Below are 16349 nucleotides of genomic sequence, written 5' to 3' on the forward strand. Positions count from 1 at the left end.
CCAGCGTTCCGCCCGGCAAACGGGTGGAGCACCGGACCTGCCCGCCGTCCCCGTCCGTGCCGGGCAGCGGACCACCGGCGCGGTTCCCGTCGTACGGTGCCGGTTCAGCCGGGGGCGGCGGCCGGGGCAGGCCCCTCGGGCGGAGCGGACGCATGGGTGTCGCGGGCCCGGTACAGGGCCAGCATGGCCTGGTCGTCCTGCGGCCGGTCGCCGGCATGGCGACGGACGTCATGGATCAGCAGGTCGAGGATCTGCCCCGGCGCCAGGTGCGCGCCCGGACGCAGCCGTCTGCCGAGCACGAGCGGCAGACGGGCGACGGGGTCGTAGAAGCGTCCGGCGGCGTCCCGGGACTCGGTGACACCGTCGGTGTAGCAGAGCAGGGTGGAGCCGACGGGGAACGCGAAGCTGTCGACCGGGGCGGACCACGCACCCAGGTCGCTCATCCCCAGCGGGGGCGCCTCTTCGGACGTCCCGAGGAGCGTGGCGCCACCCCGCGCATCGATCAGCACCGGCGGCGGATGACCCCGGTTGACCAGGCGCACGGTCTCCAGGTCCATGGAGAACTCCGCGATGAGAGCCGTCGTGAAGCCCTCCGCCTGCTGCTGGCCGCCGCGTCGTCCGCCCTCACGCAGAAGAGCCCGTTCCAGTCGGCTCACCAGACGCGGCAGATCCTCGGCCTCGTCCGCCGCGTACCGGAAGGCGCCCAGGTCGGCGCTGACGGCGCTGACCGCGCCGAGGCCCTTGCCCCGCACATCGCCGACCATCACCCGGATTCCGTACGGGGTGCTCTGCACGACGTACAGGTCACCGCCGATCATGGCCTCGCTCTCGGCGGGCACGTAGCGGGCGTCCACGTGCAGGTCTCCCAGGCGTGACGGAGGCCTGGGCAGGACGGCCCGCTGGGCGACGGCCGCGACCTGCTGTGCGCGGCGGGCACGTGCGTCCTGCCTGCGGAGCGTGCGGTGGATCAGGACGGCGAGCGCGGTGACGGCCGCGAGGGTGATCTGGTTGGCCACGCCCGCACGCCACCCGAAGGTCCCGTCGACTCTCGCCAGGACCGCGTGGACGATCATCGCCGTGATGCCGACGCCGATGATCCCGCGGATCCCGAGGAGCGGTGCGGCGGCGACCGGCGCGGCCATGAGCAGCGGCGCGGACGTCACGTCGTGCGGGGTGGCCAGGTCGACCACCACGGCCAGCACGATGAGTCCTACGGGGATCCACTGGGTCCTCGGCAGCTGCGGCACTCCCCCACGCTGCCCGCAACCACCGCCCTCCGCATCCCCGGAGGGAGCCGTCCCGGGGTACGCGGCTGGGCGGCCGGCGGGCACGAGCCCCTCAGGGGCCGCCCAGCCCTCCGGGCGCCGCTTCCCCGCGTGACGGTCACCGGACCGGCGGGAACCCTTCGGCCGGGCCGCCATCTGTATGACCCATGTACGTGCTCGTACGGAGCAGCCGTGTCCCGGGGCAGGGGATTCGCGCGCACCTTCGCGAGACGTCCGCCGCCGAGGTCGCCCCGAGGAACTCCCGCGACCGGCGGAGCACCGGCTGCTAGGGTCCTTCGGACACTGATCCCTCGGCGAGGAGACCGGACATGGTGGGAGACGACGACATCTCCGGGTGACACCCGGATGTGATCGGCCCTCGGCCGGTGCGCGACAGCACCGTGGCCGTGAGGCGCCACGTCATTCCCCCTCCCCACGTCCGTTTCGGGCAGGAGCCCGCCTGCCCGCATGCCACACGAGGTCATGCCCATGTCCGACGCCTCCGCACCCCTGATCGCACGCGACATCGTCCGCTCGTTCGGCAGCGGGCGGGTCTTCGACGGCTTCTCCCTCACCGCCGCCCCCGGCCGCCGCATCGGCCTGATCGGAGAGAACGGCGTCGGGAAGTCGACGCTGCTCCGCCTGCTCGCCGGGGCGGACGAACCCGACGCGGGCACGGTCATCCGCCCCGCCGATCCGGGTTTCCTGCACCAGGAGATGCCGTTCGACTCCGCGGCCACGATCGACGACGTGCTGGACGAGGCGCTGAGCGAGGTCCGCGACACGCTCGCCGAGCTCGAACGCCTCTCCGGAGAACTCGCCGGCACCCAGGAGGACTCCCCCGGCTACGCCGCGCTGCTCGACACCTACGGCCGGCGCCTCCAGGCCGCGCAGGAGCAGGAGGTGTGGGACGCCGACCGGCGCGCCGCGATCGTGCTCGAGGGCCTCGGCCTCGGCGGGGTCGCGCGCGAGCGGGCGCTCGGCTCCCTGTCCGGCGGCCAGCGCGGCCGTCTGGCCCTGGCCTCCCTGCTGGTCCGGAGGCCTTCCGCGCTGCTGCTGGACGAGCCGACCAACCACCTCGACGACAGTGCCGCGGCGTTCCTGGAGGAACAGGTACGCGGCCTGCCCGGTGCCCTCGTCGTGGCGAGCCACGACCGGGCCTTCCTCGACGCCGTGTGCACGGACCTGATCGACCTCGATCCCGCCGCGGACGGCCCGGTGCGGTACGGCGGCGGCTACACCTCCTACCAGGCCGAGAAGCGGGCCGAACGAGAGCGGTGGGAACGGCAGTACGCCGAGGAGCAGGAGGAGTGGGAGATCCTGCGGCGGTCGATCGGCACGACCACGCACCGCGTGGCCCCCGACCGTGGTCCACGTGACAACGAGAAGATGGGCTACGGCCATCGGGGCGGACGGGTCCAGAGCCAGATCTCACGGCGGGTCCGCAACGCCGCACGCCGGCTGGGGGAGCTGGAACGGCACCGGACCGCCGAGCCCCCGCAGCCGCTGCGGTTCCGCCGCACCGCTCTCGGCGGGCCGTCGGCGGAGGGAACCGTCGTCTCCCTGCGCGACGTGCGGGTGCCGGGCCGGCTCGCGGTCGGCCGGCTCGACGTGTCGGCGACCGAGCGGCTGCTCGTGACGGGTGGCAACGGGGCGGGGAAGTCGACGCTCCTCGCCGTGCTCGCCGGGCAGCTGGCGGCGGAGGGCGAGGTGCTGCGCAAGGACGGGGTCTCGGTGGGACTGCTGGCCCAGGACACCGTGTTCGAGCGGCCGGACCGCACGGTCCGGGACACCTACGCGCAGACGCTCGGCGGTGAACGCGCGGAAGCCGTACCGCTGAGTTCGCTGGGCCTGATGGGCGACGCCGACCTGGACAAGCAGGTCGGCCGCCTGTCCGTCGGCCAGCGCCGACGGCTCGCGCTGGCGCTCCTGGTGGCGCACCCGCCCGAGCTGCTGCTGCTCGACGAACCGACGAACCATCTCTCCCCCAGGCTCTGCGACGAGCTGGAGGCCGCCATGGGAGCGGGGCCGGGCGCGATCGTCCTGGCCGGTCACGACCGCTGGCTGCGGAGGCGATGGCAGGGGCGCGAACTGCGCCTGTGACCACCGCGGGCGGGGCCGTGGACCGCGCGCCTGCCGCCCATGACAGGCGGGCTGTGGACCGCGCGCCTGCCACCATGGCGGGCGGGCCGTGCACCGGGCGTGTGCCCCCTGCGGGTCACGGCCTCGGGCACGGACGCATCCTGGACAACTTGTCCATATGGTGAGACTCGCTTGCGAAGGCCCACGCCTGCGGCGTCTCATCGCGCCTGTGCAAACCGAACAGATAACCCCTGATCAGCCGGTGTCCGACGACAAGGCGGCGAGGCGCGCCGTCACGGTGTTCCCCGTCCTCGTACTCGTGGCGGGCGTAGCCGGTCTCGTCACCCCCGGCACGTTCGACGGCTGGACGGAGTCGGTTCCGTACCTGCTGGGAATCGTCATGTTCTGCATGGGACTGACGATGACCCCGCTCGACTTCAGGGGTGTGGCGAAGCGTCCGTGGGCCGTCGCGATCGGTCTGGTCGCGCACTACGTGATCATGCCGGGGCTCGGCTGGGCCATCGCCCACCTGCTCGGCCTGCCGCCGCAGCTGGCGGCCGGACTCATCCTCGTCGGCTGCGCGCCCAGCGGCACGGCATCGAACGTGGTGACGTTCCTGGCGCGCGGTGACGTGGCGCTGTCGGTCTCCGTCGCCACCGTCTCGACCCTGGTCGCCCCCCTGGTGACGCCGCCGCTCACGCTGCTGCTGGCCGGGGCGTATCTGCCGGTGGACGCGGGTTCGATGATCACGGACATCCTCAAGACCGTGCTGCTCCCGGTCCTCGGCGGCCTCGTGGTGCGACTGGTCGCCGGCAGGCTCGTCGACCGGGTGCTGGGCCTGATGCCCTGGCTGTCGTCGCTGGCCATCGCGGCGATCGTCTGCGCAGTCGTGGCGGGCAGTGCCGGAGCCATCAAGTCGGCCGCGGTCACCGTGCTGATCGCCGTCGTGCTGCACAACGGCCTCGGGCTCGCCCTCGGCTACGGCGCCGGCAAGATGTCGGGGCTCGGCCGGCCGGCGAGCCGCGCCATGGCCTTCGAGGTCGGCATGCAGAACTCGGGGCTCGCCGCCTCGCTGGCGACGGCCCACTTCAGCCCGCTGGCCGCCCTGCCTGCCGCGGTGTTCTCCGTGTGGCACAACATCTCGGGCGCCCTGGTCGCCGCCTGGATGTCCCACCGCTCGCGCCGCGACGAGCCCGCCGCTCCGGTCCCGGCCCCGAGGACCGCGACCGCCGGGGAGTCCTGACCGGACTGCGCCCCTCGCCACCTCCGACCCTGAGGCGTTCGTCCGGGACCACCCGGACGGACGCCTCGCGCGTCGCGTGCCCGGTCCGCCCGGACGGGGTGACCCGTGGGCGGCGGTCGCGCCGTGCCCTGCGGCACGGCACCGGTGTCGCCGGAGGAAGCGGTCACGTCCTGACCTCTTCCCCTGCGAGGGTGGTCCCCGCAGGGCAACGCGAACGACCAGAAGGATGATCGCCATGGCCACACCCTCCACCCCCCTCACCGAAGGGCGGGCCGGCCCGCTCGCCTCCTCACGGGCCGCACGGGCGGACAGGGTGGGGGACCGTGCGGGGACCCGGACCGCTCCCGCCGTCCGGGCGCCGAGGTGACACGATGACCGTGCTCGACCGCCGCGCCCTCAACCGCGCGACTCTGGCCAGACAGTTGCTCCTCGAACGCGCGGCCCTCCCGGCCCTCGACGCCGTCGGGCACCTCTGCGGCCTCCAGGCGCAGGAACCGCAGGAACCGTACATCGGACTCTGGTCACGGTTGCGGGAGTTCGAACCGCCGGCCCTTTCGGAGCTGCTGAGCGATCGCAGCGTGGTGCGGATGCACCTGATGCGGCGTACGGTCCACCTCGTCACCGCCGATGACGCCGTCGCCTGGCGGACCCGCCACGACGCCATGCTGCGCCAGCGGGTACTCGGCGTCTACCGGAAGGAGTTCGAGGGGACGGACCTCGACGAACTCGCCGCGGCGGGCCGGGCGGTCTTGGCCGACGGGGAGCCACGCACGACCGCCGAGGTCACGAGCGCCCTCTCCGACGGCCGGCCGGCACCGGGACGGCGGGCCCTGGGCGAGATGGTGGTGGCGGCCCTCGTCCCGGTGGTGCAGGCGCCGCCCCGCGGCCTGTGGCAGACCAGGGCGGGGGTCCGTAACGTACTGCTCTCCTCATGGCTCGGCCGGAGTGCCGACCCGGCACCGTCCGACGGCTCCGACCCTGTGGGCCGGGCGCTGGTACTGCGCTACCTGGCCGCCTTCGGCCCCGCGGCCTCGTCGGACGTGCGCGCGTGGTGCGGCCTCGCCGGACTTCCCGCCGCGGTGGCGGCACTGCGTGAGGAACTCGTCACCTTCCGGGACGAGCGCGGTCGCGAACTGCTCGACCTGCCCGGCGCGCCACGCCCGGACCCCGGCACACCCGCGCCGGTGCGGTTCCTGCCGGCCTTCGACAACGCCGTACTCGGCTACCACGACCGCAGCCGGATCATCGACGACCACCACCGGGGGCTGTCGGTCGCCGGCGAGCGTGTCGTACTCGTCGACGGACGGGTCGCCGCGACCTGGAGGGTCGACACCGGCACCGTGGCGGTGACCCCGCTGGGCAAACTCTCCCGGGCCGATCGCGAGGCGGTCGCGGAGCAGGGCAGCGCGCTGGCGGCGTTCCTCTCCGACGGCGCGGACAGTCGCGTACGGGTCGACGCCGCCCCACGCTGAGACCTGTCCGGACGCGCCGGGCCGCACCCGTGGCGTCCGGACAGGCTGAGGGGCGGCGGCTCTCGGGGATCCCGCCGGCGCGAGGGCCCGCGCCGGCCGGGCGAGCGTGCCGCGGAGGCGTCAGCCGCGGTCGGCCGCCATGCTCTCCACCAGGCTCCTGGGGCGCAGGTCGGTCCAGTTCCGCTCCACGTAGTCGAGGCACGCCTGGCGGGTGTCCTCCTGGTGTGCCACGGTCCAGCCGCCCGGGACCTCGGCGAACGCGGGCCACAGCGAGTGCTGTCCCTCGTCGTTGACGAGCACCAGATAGGTGCCGTTCTCGTCCTCGAAAGGATTGGTCACCGATACTCCTCGAACTTAGGTAAGGCTGTCTTTGCTTGACTGGGGGTGACTCTACCCGGCCGACTCCGGACCGACATGCCGGTTCCCCTGTTTCCGGCATCTCTGCGGGAGCGAGAATGGCGGCATGGAGTCCCCCGATGACCTTCTGGGCGAGCTGAGCCGCACCATGGCCGCGCTCACCACCGGTGGGCGGGTCTACGTCCGGACCGGCCGGTACACCGAGGCCGCCGCGGACATGGGGGAACTGACGGCGCAGATCCACGAGTTGCTCGTCCAGGTCTTCGAGGACGAATCCTGGAGGCGCTTCCTCTCCCCCGCCGAGCCGATGCCGCCCCGGAGCATCGAGGCCAGTCTGGAGCCCGTCGAGGGCGACGCGGCGGCGGCACTCCTGGCGTCCCTCGCCTCGGTCGACATCGTCTGGCCTTCGCACCGTCTCCTGGACCGCGAGGTCGCGCTCCGCACGGCGGCGCACGCGGTCTCCCTGCTCGGGGACGGCGCGACCTGGTGGACCAACCACGACGCCCACTGCGGAGCCACCAACCTGGTCACCCCGGTGTTCGACAGCCTGGTCGCCGGAACCGACGGGGAGTACTACGTCATGGCCCTCCAGGTCGCCGACGACTGACTCGGGGCACGGTCCGGGTCCGGCCCGCCGCCTGACGAGCCCCGCCCATCGTCGTCGGCCCGTCTCCGCCTCCGTCGTGCGGAGGACCCCGCCGCCCGGGCCGCCGCGGCGGGGTCCCGCCCCGTCGTCGCGGCCGTTCACGGCGGGGACGGCGGGCGGCCGGGGTCGCGGGCGTGCTGCCCGGCCCGCGGTGCGGCGTCCGTCTCGCTGACTAGGCCGGGCACTCCCGTGGCCCTCAGGTATGACCCACGACCGGCGCCGAGAGGGATTCATGGAACCCCTGCCCGCTCATACCGTCTTGATCAAGGACGGCGGACGACCACCGCCGGGACGGTTCCGTAGACAGGCGAGACAGTGAGCGGGTGGCACGGGTGACTCAGCAGGATCGGCCGAAGGACAAGGCGTTCGCACCGGAGTACCAGGGGGCGCTCGGCTCCCTGTCGGTGAACTCCTCCCTCAGCGAGGTGCTGGCGAAGGGCATCGAGGAACTGCGCGCGGCCGAACGTACCGGGCAGCGGCGGGAGATGGCGCGCTGCGGGCTCGCGGTGGCAGAGGCGTACCGGCGTCTGGGCCGGGTGGCCGACGCCGACGCCGCGTGGAAGGCGAGTTACCGTGCGGCACGTTCGGCGGGGGACCTCGGGGCGATGGCGTGGGCGCTGTGGAGCGGCGGGACGCTCGCCCGTCAACGGGGCTCCCTGGCCCTGGCGTACCGGCTGCTGGGACTCGCGGCCGACCTGGGCGAGCGAGGGGGCGACGTGGTGGTGCGCGGCTACTCGCTCGCAGGTCTCGCGGAGACGGGGCGCATCCAGGGCGACTACCAGGCCGTCGGCGAACTGCACGAACAGCTCCTCGCGGAGGCCCGCAGGCGCGGCGAGGCCAGGCACACGGTCTGGGCACTGGAGGGCATAGCCCAGATGCACCGGAACACCGGCTCGTACGACAGGGCACTCGCCCTCTTCGAGGAGGCGGCCGAGACCGCGGGCAGGGCCGACGACCGGCGGGGGCGGGCCTGGGCGCTGCGCGGCATCGCCGACGTGGTGTCCGTGCGCGACGGTGACGTGGAACGCGCGCTGGCCTTGCTCTCCGAGGCGGAATCGGCGTGCCGCGAGATGAAGTTGTCCAGCGCGCTGGCGTACAACCACAAGATGCGGGGCAATGTGCACTACCGCGCCGGGCAGTACCCGCAGGCCCGTGACACCTACGCGCAGGCGCTCGCGGAGTTCCAGGAGATGAACGAACCGCGGGGGACCGCGCTCTCCCGGCTCGGACTCGCGAAGTCACTGGCCCGGCTGGGGCGGAACCCGGCGGAGACGGTCGTGGAACTGGCCGAGCTCCGCAGCGCCCTGGACCGGATGGGCCTGCGGCACGCGCGGGACATGGTCGACAAGGCGACGGCCGAGCTGGGGGTGGGGCCGCTGCCCGACGCCGGTCACCGCGCCGAGGAGGCGGTGGCCCGATGATCTCCCCCGCGACCGTGCCGGCCGAGCCGCTGCACGACAACGCTCCCGCCGAGTCGGGACGTGAGGCCCCATCCGCCGGGAGGACGGCTCCTTCCGGCACCGCGGCTCCGGTCACCGCCCCGCGCGTACTCGCCCGTTGTCGCGAACTGGTGCGCCCCTCGTTGTCCGCGGCGGTCGCGCGGCTCCATCCGTGGACGGGCGAGATGGCCGCCTTCTCACTCGGCTGGTGCGGCGTCGCAGGCGCGCCCACCGACGGCTCCTTCGAGGGCAAGGGCGTACGCCAGGCACTCGCGGTGCTCTGCGCCGAGGCCGTGGGGGCGCCCGGGGAGAGCGCCGTGGCGGGGGCGGTGGCCGTCGAGCTGGTCCACACCTTCTCGCTGCTGCACGACGACATCATGGACGGGGACGGCACACGGCGGCAGCGGGAGACCGTGTGGAAGGCTTACGGCACCGGGCCCGCCGTACTCGCGGGCGACGCGCTCCTCGCGCTCGCGGTGCAGACCCTGGCCGAGGCGCCGGGGCCGCGCGCGGGCGCGGCTGTGGGCCGTCTCTCCGAGACGCTGAGCGGTCTCGTACGCGGTCAGGCGGAGGACCTGCTCTTCGAGACCCGGCCGTGGACGGGACCGGAAGCCGTGCGGACCGATGAGTACCGGGCCATGGCGGAACTCAAGACCGGCACCCTGCTGGGGTGTTCCGCGGCGCTCGGCGCCCTTCTGGGCGGGGCGCCGGACCGGACCGTGGCCGTACTGGACCGGGCGGGCCGCCATCTCGGGGTGGCCTTCCAGGCCGTCGACGACCTGCTCGGCGTCTGGGGCGATCCGGCGGTGACGGGCAAGCCCGTGCACAGCGATCTGCGGCAGCGGAAGAAGACCTTCCCCGTCCTGGCCGCCCTGGCGCACGACGGCCCCCACGCCGAGGAGCTCACCTCCCTGTTGAACTCCCCGCTTCCTCTGGACGGCACGGGTGCCGTGCGCGCCGCCGCGCTCGTCGAGTCATGCGGCGGTCGCGCCGCCACTCTCGCCGAGGCCCGCCACCACCTCGATGCCGCCCGCGCCTGCCTGCGGAGCGCGCCCCTGGCCCCGCGTGCGGCGCACGAGACGGAGGTACTGCTCGGGTTCCTGCTCCACCGCAGGATGTGAGTGCGGATCCACGCATGAGGGCGTACGGAGCGCTCCCGGGCCGCACCGGCCGAGGGCCCGGGACCCGCTCCTGGTTCACCCCAGAACAGCGGCGATGGTGATCAGGACCGGCACGGAGGCGACGGTGGACAGGAGTATGGACTCCCGGGCGAGTTGTTCGGCGACCCGGTACTGGCTGGCGTAGGTGAAGAGGTTCTGGGCGGCGGGCAGGGCCGAGATCACGACGACGTCGAGGAGCTCCGCGCCGCGCAGATGGAAGACTCCCGCGCCTACGGCCACGGCGATGAGCGGCTGGACGGTCGTCTTGAGGGTGGCGGACAGGATGATGGCCGGCCGGTTGTCCCCGCGGGCCGGAATGCCGCTGCCGCGCAGGGAGATCCCGAAGGCCAGCAGGACGGCGGGCACGGACATGTTGCCGATGAGGGTGAGCGGTTCGAAGGCGGGCGCCGGTACGGTCCACCCGGTGGCGGCCACGGTGACGCCGGACAGCGAGGCGACGGCCATCGGGTTGCGCAGGGGCGTGGTCAGGCGCTGCCGGAGGGGGCGGGGCTCGCCGGGCCGGTTCAGGTCGAGGACGGTCAGGGCCAGCGGGGTGACGACGATCTGCTGGAAGAGCAGGACGGGGGCGACGAGCGAGGCGTCCCCCAGCACGTAGACGGCGATCGGGATGCCGAGGTTGCCGGCGTTGACGTAGCTGGAACACAGGGCGCCGATGGTGAGCTGTCCGGCGCCCCAGCCCCGCAGGACCCCGATGGTGAGGAAGACGGCCGCTGTGGCCGCGGTCGCCGCCGCCGTGACCAGGAGGCGCTCGGAGAAGACGACCGAGAGATCGGCTCCCGCCAGCGTGGTGAAGAGGAGTGCGGGGGTCGCCACGTTGAAGGCGAGCCGGGTCAGGACCGTGCGGCCGTCGTCCCCCAGGTGTCCGCGGCGCCCCAGGACGTAGCCGATGCCTATGACGACGGCGATCACCGCGAAGCCGGTGAGAACTCCCTGCATGAAAATCCTTGCTGATGGATCGTGTGCGGCTGGTCAGCGGTCGGCGGAGGCCGCCCGTCATGTGGCGCCCGGGGCCACCTGCTCGGCGGGTGAGGGCACCGCCGAGCCAGGCGCCGATCCGCCGTCGGGGCCGGACGGGCCCGGGAGAGGACGGCCGGGGCTGACCTGCCCTCGAGCCACTGCCCCGCCCCTCCCTGAATCGAAACCGCACACTGACGCGCCGGCCGGGGCACAGCCTACGATCACCACCGCGGAATCGTTTCAGCTGTCCAGGTCGTGGCATGCCCGGGACCGCGACCGGCAGCACGGTGACCACCGCTCCACCCGGTCGATGACCGCCGCGGGCGTACGGGGACGGGCGGTCGTTCCGGCTGTCCCTCGATAGCGGGACGGGCGGTCACTCCGGCTGTCCCGCGAACGGCGCCTCCCCCGGCAGGGCACGGCGCGTGGTGCCCTGCCGTCCCGCCTCGTAGCGCCCGCACGCACACCGGCCGCCCGAACTATGGTGCCCCGCCACATACGCGCCTGACCTGGCCCTTCCTACGGTATGGCGACACGGAACCGTCCCCGCCAACTGTCCGGAAGTGGTACACATGGCCGCCCCAGCAACCGCTCCCCCACCGTCCAACCTCCGCCGCGTCGTCGCCGCGAGCCTCGTCGGGACCACGGTGGAGTGGTACGACTTCTTCCTCTACGGCTCCGCCGCCGCGCTCGTCTTCAACAAGCTGTTCTTCCCCGACTCCGACCCGCTCGTCGGAACCCTCCTCTCCTTCCTCACCTATGCGGTGGGCTTCGCCGCACGCCCCGTCGGGGCCCTGGTGTTCGGGCACTACGGGGACCGGCTCGGGCGCAAGAAGCTGCTGGTGCTGAGCCTGCTGATGATGGGCGGCGCGACCTTCGCCATCGGGCTCCTGCCCACGCACGCCACCATAGGGTCCGCCGCGCCCGTCCTGCTCACCGTCCTGCGCCTGGTGCAGGGCTTCGCCCTCGGCGGCGAGTGGGGCGGCGCCGTGCTGCTCGTGTCGGAGCACGGCGACGCGAAACGGCGGGGGTTCTGGGCTTCCTGGCCCCAGACGGGCGCGCCGGCGGGGCAGTTGCTCGCGACCGGGGTGCTCTCCGCCCTCACGGCGATCATGTCGGATTCCGCCTTCGGCGCGTGGGGATGGCGGATCCCCTTCCTGCTCTCGGGGGTCCTCGTCATCCTCGGACTGTGGATTCGTCTCTCTGTCGATGAATCGCCCGTCTTCAAGGCGGCCCTGGCCCAGGCCGAGCAGCGCAAGGCCGCCGACGCCCAGGCCGAGAAGATGCCGTTGGTCGCCGTCCTGCGTCATCACTGGCGCGATGTGCTGATCGCCATGGGTGCGCGGATGGCCGAGAACATCAGCTACTACGTGATCACCGCGTTCATCCTCGTGTACGCGACGACGTCGGCGGACCTGAGCAAACAGACGGCCCTCAACGCCGTACTCATCGCGTCCGCGGTGCACTTCGCCGTGATCCCGCTGTGGGGTGCGCTCTCCGACCGTGTGGGCCGCAGGCCCGTCTATCTCGTCGGCGCCATCGGTGTGGCGTTGTGGATGTTCCCGTTCTTCGCGCTGATCGACAGCAGCAGCTTCGGGAGCCTGCTGCTGGCCGTCACGGTCGGGCTGGTCTTCCACGGCGCGATGTACGCCCCGCAGGCGGCCTTCTTCGCGGAGATGTTCGCGACGCGGATGCGCTACTCGGGCGCGTCGATCGGCGCCCAGTTCTCCTCGGTCGCCGCGGGCGCCCCGGCGCCCCTCATCGCCACGGCGCTGCTCGCCGACTTCGGCAGCTCGACACCGATCTCGCTGTACGTCATCGCCGCCTCGCTCCTGACGGTGCTGGCCATCGTCTGCGCGAAGGAGACCAGGAGCCGGGACCTCGCGGACATCGAGCCGGACACCGGCCGGCGGGCCGCGGACTCCGTGGCGCCCCCCGCCGACGCCGCCCGCACCGTCTGAGGCAGCCGGCCCGGAACCGCGTGCCGAAGGGCCCGCCTCCGCCGTGTACCGGTGGAGCCGGGCCCGTCAGGCCTCGGGGGTGCGCGCGAACCAGGTGGGGCCGTCCGTGAGGGACTGCTTGATCCGGAAGAGTGCGAACTCGCTGAGCGGCGGCAGCGCGTCGACGCCGAACCACGCGACTTCCAGCGACTCGTCGTCGTTGACCCGCGCCTCCCCGCCGGTGGCCCGGCAGCGGAAGGTGATGTCGAGGTACTGGCAGCGGTCACCGTTGGCGTACTGCACCGGCTTCAGGGCCTGGGTGAGCACGACCCGCTCCGCGACGCAGTGCACCGCCGTCTCTTCGTACACCTCACGCTCGGCGGTCGTCGCCGGCTCCTCGCCCGGCTCCCCGATGCCTCCGATGACCGACCACTCCCCGGTGTCGGACCGCCGGCCGAGCAGCACCCGGCCCTCGTCGTCGAAGACGACCGCGGTGACCCCAGGCAGCAGAAGCAACTGGTGGCCGGCGGTGGCACGGATCTCGCGGATGAAGTCTGGAGTAGCCATGCGGCGAGCCTACGGGCCTTCCGGCGCGCTCAGCGGGGCGGCCCCGAGGTCCTTCCGCGCCTTCCTCGCGCGCACCGACCGGGTCGTCGCCCAGCCGAGTCCGGCCACGGCGAGCAGCGCCAGAACGCCCTCGGGGAGGGCGCCCAGACGGGTGGCGGGCGTGAGCGAGGAACGCAGGGGCACCTCGTCGACCAGCGCGTCCGGGGTGAACATCCCCGTCTTCTGCACGACGGTGCCGTCCGGCCGGATCACCGCGCTGACGCCGCTGGTGACGGGCACGACGACGGACCGCCCGTGCTCGACCGCCCGCACCCGGCTCATGGCCAGCTGCTGGTAGGTCATCTCGCTGCGCCCGAAGGTCGCGTTGTTGCTCGGGACGGCGATCAGCTGCCCGCCGTCCTTGACCGTGTCGCGCACGGCGTCGTCGAACGCAGCCTCGTAGCAGGTCACGAATCCGACCTTCGTGCCCGCGAGGTCGAACACGCCGACCTTGTCGCCGGAGCCGAAGTCCCGCTGCACCCGGTCGACGTCCTTGCTGAAGATCCGTGCGACGGACCGCATCGGCATGTACTCGCCGAACGGCTGGATGTGCCGCTTGTCGTAGGTGTCCACGGGACCGCTCTTCGGGTCCCACTGGATGAGGGTGTTGCGCAGGGGGCCGGTGTCCGGGGCGAGGACGGCGCCGATGACGGTGGGGGCTCCGATGGCCCGCACGGCCCGGTCGATGACCTCGCGGGCGTCGGGGTTGCGGTACGGGTCGAGGTCGGAGGAGTTCTCCGGCCACAGGACGAAGTCGGGCTGGGCCTCCTTCCCCGCCGCGACGTCCCGGGCGAGCTCCTCGGTGCGCTTCGCGTGGTTGTCCAGGACGGCCCGGCGCTGGGAGTTGAAGTCGAGGCCCAGGCGCGGGACGTTGCCCTGGACGGCGGCGACCGTGGCGGTGCCGTCCTCGGGTGCGTCGTCCACCAGCGGGAGGGCGGCCAGTGCCGCGGCGACCGGGGCGGCCACGGTGACGGCCGCCGCGATCACGGCGGAGCGGGGCACGGTGCCGTCGGCCCTGTACCGGCGGACCTGCCGGACGGCCTCCAGGAGTCCGAAGCCGCACAGCACGACGGCGAACGAGAGCAGTGGGGTGCCACCGACCGCCGCGAGCGGCAGGAAGGCGCTGTCGGCCTGACCGAAGGCGATCTTGCCCCAGGGGAAGCCGCCGAACGGGACACGGGCCCTGAGCGCCTCGTCGAGGGTCCAGACGGCGGCCGCCCAGACGGGCCAGTACGGCAGCCGGGAGACCGCGGCGACACCCACGCAGCCGATGGCGATGAACAGTGCTTCGGCGAGGGCCAGGGCCAGCCAGGGAACGGGGCCGACCTCCTCGCCCGTCCAGTGGAGCAGCGGCAGCATGAAGCCGAGGCCCGCGAGAAGGCCGAGGCCGAGCGCGGCGCGCACCCTGCGCCCGGTCAGGACCCAGCCCAGCAGGGCGAAGCCGGGCAGCACCAGCCACCACAGGGGCCGGGGCGGGAAGCTCGCGTAGAGCAGCGCACCGGACAGGACGGCTGCGGCCGGCCGGACGAGCCGCGGCCACAGCTTGCTGCTGCGGGACACGGGGGCGGGCGGCGGTTCGGCGGTGGTGATGGTGGCGCTCACCTGCCGGAGTCTACGGTGAACGGCTGTGCGGGCGGCAGCGGCTCCTGCCGGCCGGACAGCGGGGCCCGGACCGGGCTCAGGGGCCCGACGGGCCCGGGGCCTTACCGGCAGCCGGGAGGTGCAGGCGGTCGCGGATGAAGCGTACGGCGGCCTCCGCGTCGTCCACCGTGACGGTGAAGGTCCTGCCGTCCCCCAGGAGGAGGACGAGCGCCTCCCCCCGCCGGACGACCACGGCCGTGCCCTGGTCGGGGCGCCAGCGGTAGCCCCAGCCTCCCCACTGGCGCGGGGTGACCTTGGGGGCGAAGTCCGCACCCACCACATGGGTGAGCAGGATCCGGCGCCTGGGCAGTCCTGCGTGGCCACAGCGCACCTCGAGGGCGTCGCCGTCGACCTTCACCGCGACGTGGACGAAAGCCAGGGTCCCGAAGAGGATGAGGAGCCCGGCGGCGACACAACCGATGACGGACATGAGCAGCGGGGCGATTCCGGCACTCCAGGCGGAGTCGACAGCCAGTTCGACGCCGAGCGCCAGGCACCCTGCTCCCACGGCCGCGAGCAGCCACTGGAAGCGGTTGGTGGCCCGTCCCGTCCAGACCGTGCTCGGGGCCTGGCTCGAACCGTGCCGCGTCTTGCCGGGGTGGTCCGTCATGCCAGCAGCGTACCCACGTTCCCGCCCGCGAGGAGGGGATGCGCGACCCCGGCGGGGCCCCGGACGGGGTCAGACCGCGGGGCTGACGGCCTTGAGCAGCCGGCCCTCGGCGTAGGCCAGAGCGGGCTCCGTGAGATCCGCGGCGCGTCCGCCGAGGAGGACGGTGAGAGTGCCGGACGGTTCGGCCGACGGAGCGGGCTGCGCTCCGATGCGGCGAAGCGCCTGGGCCGCCACCGCGTCGGCCGAGCCGTGGAGCACGAGCGGCGCGCGGCCGGGACGATCGCCCTCGACCGCGGCACGGATGCGTTCCGCCACCAGTTCGTAGTGGGTGCAGCCGAGGACCACGTCCGTCACGTCCGCGGGCGTGAGCGCGGCCGCGGCGGCCACGGCCCGGTCGATCGCTTCCTCGTCGGCGTGCTCGACGGCGTCCGCGAGACCCGGGCAGGGCACCTCGGTCACGTCCACGGAGCGGGCGAAATCGTGGATCAGCCCGCGCTGATAAGGGCTCCCCGTGGTCGCCGGCGTCGCCCAGATGGCGAAGGGGCCACCGCCCGCGGCGGCGGGCTTGATCGCGGGCACCGTGCCGACGACCGGCAGCCCGGGCTCCAGTGCGGCGCGCAGCGCGGGCAGGGCGCGGACGGAGGCGGTGTTGCAGGCGACGATCAGCGCGTCCGGCCGGTGGTCCGCCGCCGCACGCGCCACGGCGAGCGCCAGCCGGGTCACGTCCTCGGGCGTGCGGGGTCCCCAGGGCATCGAAGCGGGATCCGACGACAGCACCAGGTCGGCGTCGGGCCGCAGCCGGCGCACTGCGGCCGCTGCCGCGAGCAGGCCGATTCCCGAGTCCATGAGTGCGATCTTCACCCGGTCACCATAGTCGACAGCCCTTGCGGCACCGTCGGAGTGGGGCAGA

At 73.4% G+C, this 16349-nt stretch carries 14 protein-coding genes; 7 read left to right on the forward strand and 7 right to left on the reverse strand.

All coding sequences use genetic code 11. From position 1 onward, the window contains the following. Positions 1-104 precede the first annotated feature (104 nt). Positions 105-1247, reverse strand: a complete 1143-nt coding sequence (locus tag ACIRJR_RS15855) for a PP2C family protein-serine/threonine phosphatase (protein WP_403779875.1) — start codon at positions 1245-1247, stop codon at positions 105-107. Between the two features lie 507 nt (positions 1248-1754). Between ACIRJR_RS15855 and ACIRJR_RS15860 the strand changes: the two genes are divergently transcribed. The 3 genes from ACIRJR_RS15860 (at position 1755) to ACIRJR_RS15870 (ending at position 6062) form a co-directional block, all read left to right on the forward strand. Next, positions 1755-3368, forward strand: a complete 1614-nt coding sequence (locus ACIRJR_RS15860) for an ABC-F family ATP-binding cassette domain-containing protein (RefSeq protein WP_403779878.1) — start codon at positions 1755-1757, stop codon at positions 3366-3368. Positions 3369-3576: 208 nt separating this feature from the next. Next, positions 3577-4590, forward strand: coding sequence for a bile acid:sodium symporter family protein (locus ACIRJR_RS15865; RefSeq protein ID WP_403779881.1), 1014 nt, complete (start codon positions 3577-3579; stop codon positions 4588-4590). A gap of 371 nt (positions 4591-4961) precedes the next feature. Beyond that, the gene (locus ACIRJR_RS15870; protein ID WP_403779884.1) at positions 4962-6062 is read left to right on the forward strand and encodes a winged helix DNA-binding domain-containing protein; all 1101 of its coding nucleotides are present in this window, start codon (positions 4962-4964) and stop codon (positions 6060-6062) included. 120 nt (positions 6063-6182) lie between these two features. Here the strand turns inward: ACIRJR_RS15870 and ACIRJR_RS15875 are convergent, their stop codons facing one another. Then, positions 6183-6401 carry an MbtH family protein gene (locus tag ACIRJR_RS15875; protein ID WP_403779887.1) on the reverse strand — a complete coding sequence of 73 codons (219 nt, stop codon included), beginning with the start codon at positions 6399-6401 and terminating at the stop codon, positions 6183-6185. A gap of 124 nt (positions 6402-6525) precedes the next feature. Between ACIRJR_RS15875 and ACIRJR_RS15880 the strand changes: the two genes are divergently transcribed. From ACIRJR_RS15880 to ACIRJR_RS15890, 3 genes are all read left to right on the forward strand, one after another. Beyond that, positions 6526-7026, forward strand: coding sequence for a hypothetical protein (locus ACIRJR_RS15880; RefSeq protein WP_403779890.1), 501 nt, complete (start codon positions 6526-6528; stop codon positions 7024-7026). A gap of 371 nt (positions 7027-7397) precedes the next feature. Then, positions 7398-8486, forward strand: coding sequence for a tetratricopeptide repeat protein (locus ACIRJR_RS15885; protein ID WP_403779893.1), 1089 nt, complete (start codon positions 7398-7400; stop codon positions 8484-8486). Next, entirely contained in the window at positions 8483-9625 is a 1143-nt protein-coding gene (locus ACIRJR_RS15890; protein WP_403779896.1) for a polyprenyl synthetase family protein, read from the forward strand. Before ACIRJR_RS15885 ends, ACIRJR_RS15890 begins: the two co-directional genes overlap by 4 nt. Before the next feature lie 75 nt (positions 9626-9700). On the opposite strand, the gene ACIRJR_RS15895 is transcribed toward ACIRJR_RS15890, so the two are convergent. Further along, entirely contained in the window at positions 9701-10621 is a 921-nt protein-coding gene (locus ACIRJR_RS15895) for an AEC family transporter (RefSeq protein WP_403779899.1), read from the reverse strand. A 593-nt stretch (positions 10622-11214) separates the two neighbouring features. On the opposite strand from ACIRJR_RS15895, the gene ACIRJR_RS15900 reads away from it, so the two are divergent. Next, positions 11215-12603, forward strand: a complete 1389-nt coding sequence (locus tag ACIRJR_RS15900) for an MFS transporter (protein WP_403779902.1) — start codon at positions 11215-11217, stop codon at positions 12601-12603. Positions 12604-12669: 66 nt separating this feature from the next. Here ACIRJR_RS15900 and ACIRJR_RS15905 read toward each other — a convergent pair whose 3' ends face one another. The 4 genes from ACIRJR_RS15905 to ACIRJR_RS15920 all read right to left on the reverse strand — a co-directional run bounded on the left by ACIRJR_RS15905 (position 12670) and on the right by ACIRJR_RS15920 (position 16300). After that, entirely contained in the window at positions 12670-13149 is a 480-nt protein-coding gene (locus ACIRJR_RS15905) for an NUDIX hydrolase (protein ID WP_403779905.1), read from the reverse strand. Positions 13150-13158: 9 nt separating this feature from the next. Then, positions 13159-14790 (reverse strand): apolipoprotein N-acyltransferase, encoded by a 1632-nt coding sequence (gene lnt, locus ACIRJR_RS15910; protein ID WP_403779908.1) that lies wholly within the window; start codon positions 14788-14790, stop codon positions 13159-13161. 76 nt (positions 14791-14866) lie between these two features. Next, positions 14867-15439, reverse strand: coding sequence for a hypothetical protein (locus tag ACIRJR_RS15915; protein ID WP_403779910.1), 573 nt, complete (start codon positions 15437-15439; stop codon positions 14867-14869). A gap of 69 nt (positions 15440-15508) precedes the next feature. Further along, positions 15509-16300: a glutamate racemase gene (locus tag ACIRJR_RS15920; protein WP_403779913.1), complete on the reverse strand. Its 792-nt coding sequence runs from the start codon at positions 16298-16300 to the stop codon at positions 15509-15511. Positions 16301-16349: the final 49 nt, after the last annotated feature.

The organism is Streptomyces sp. NPDC102402 (genome assembly GCF_044765765.1).
In the GTDB taxonomy this organism is placed as follows: Bacteria; Actinomycetota; Actinomycetes; order Streptomycetales; family Streptomycetaceae; genus Streptomyces.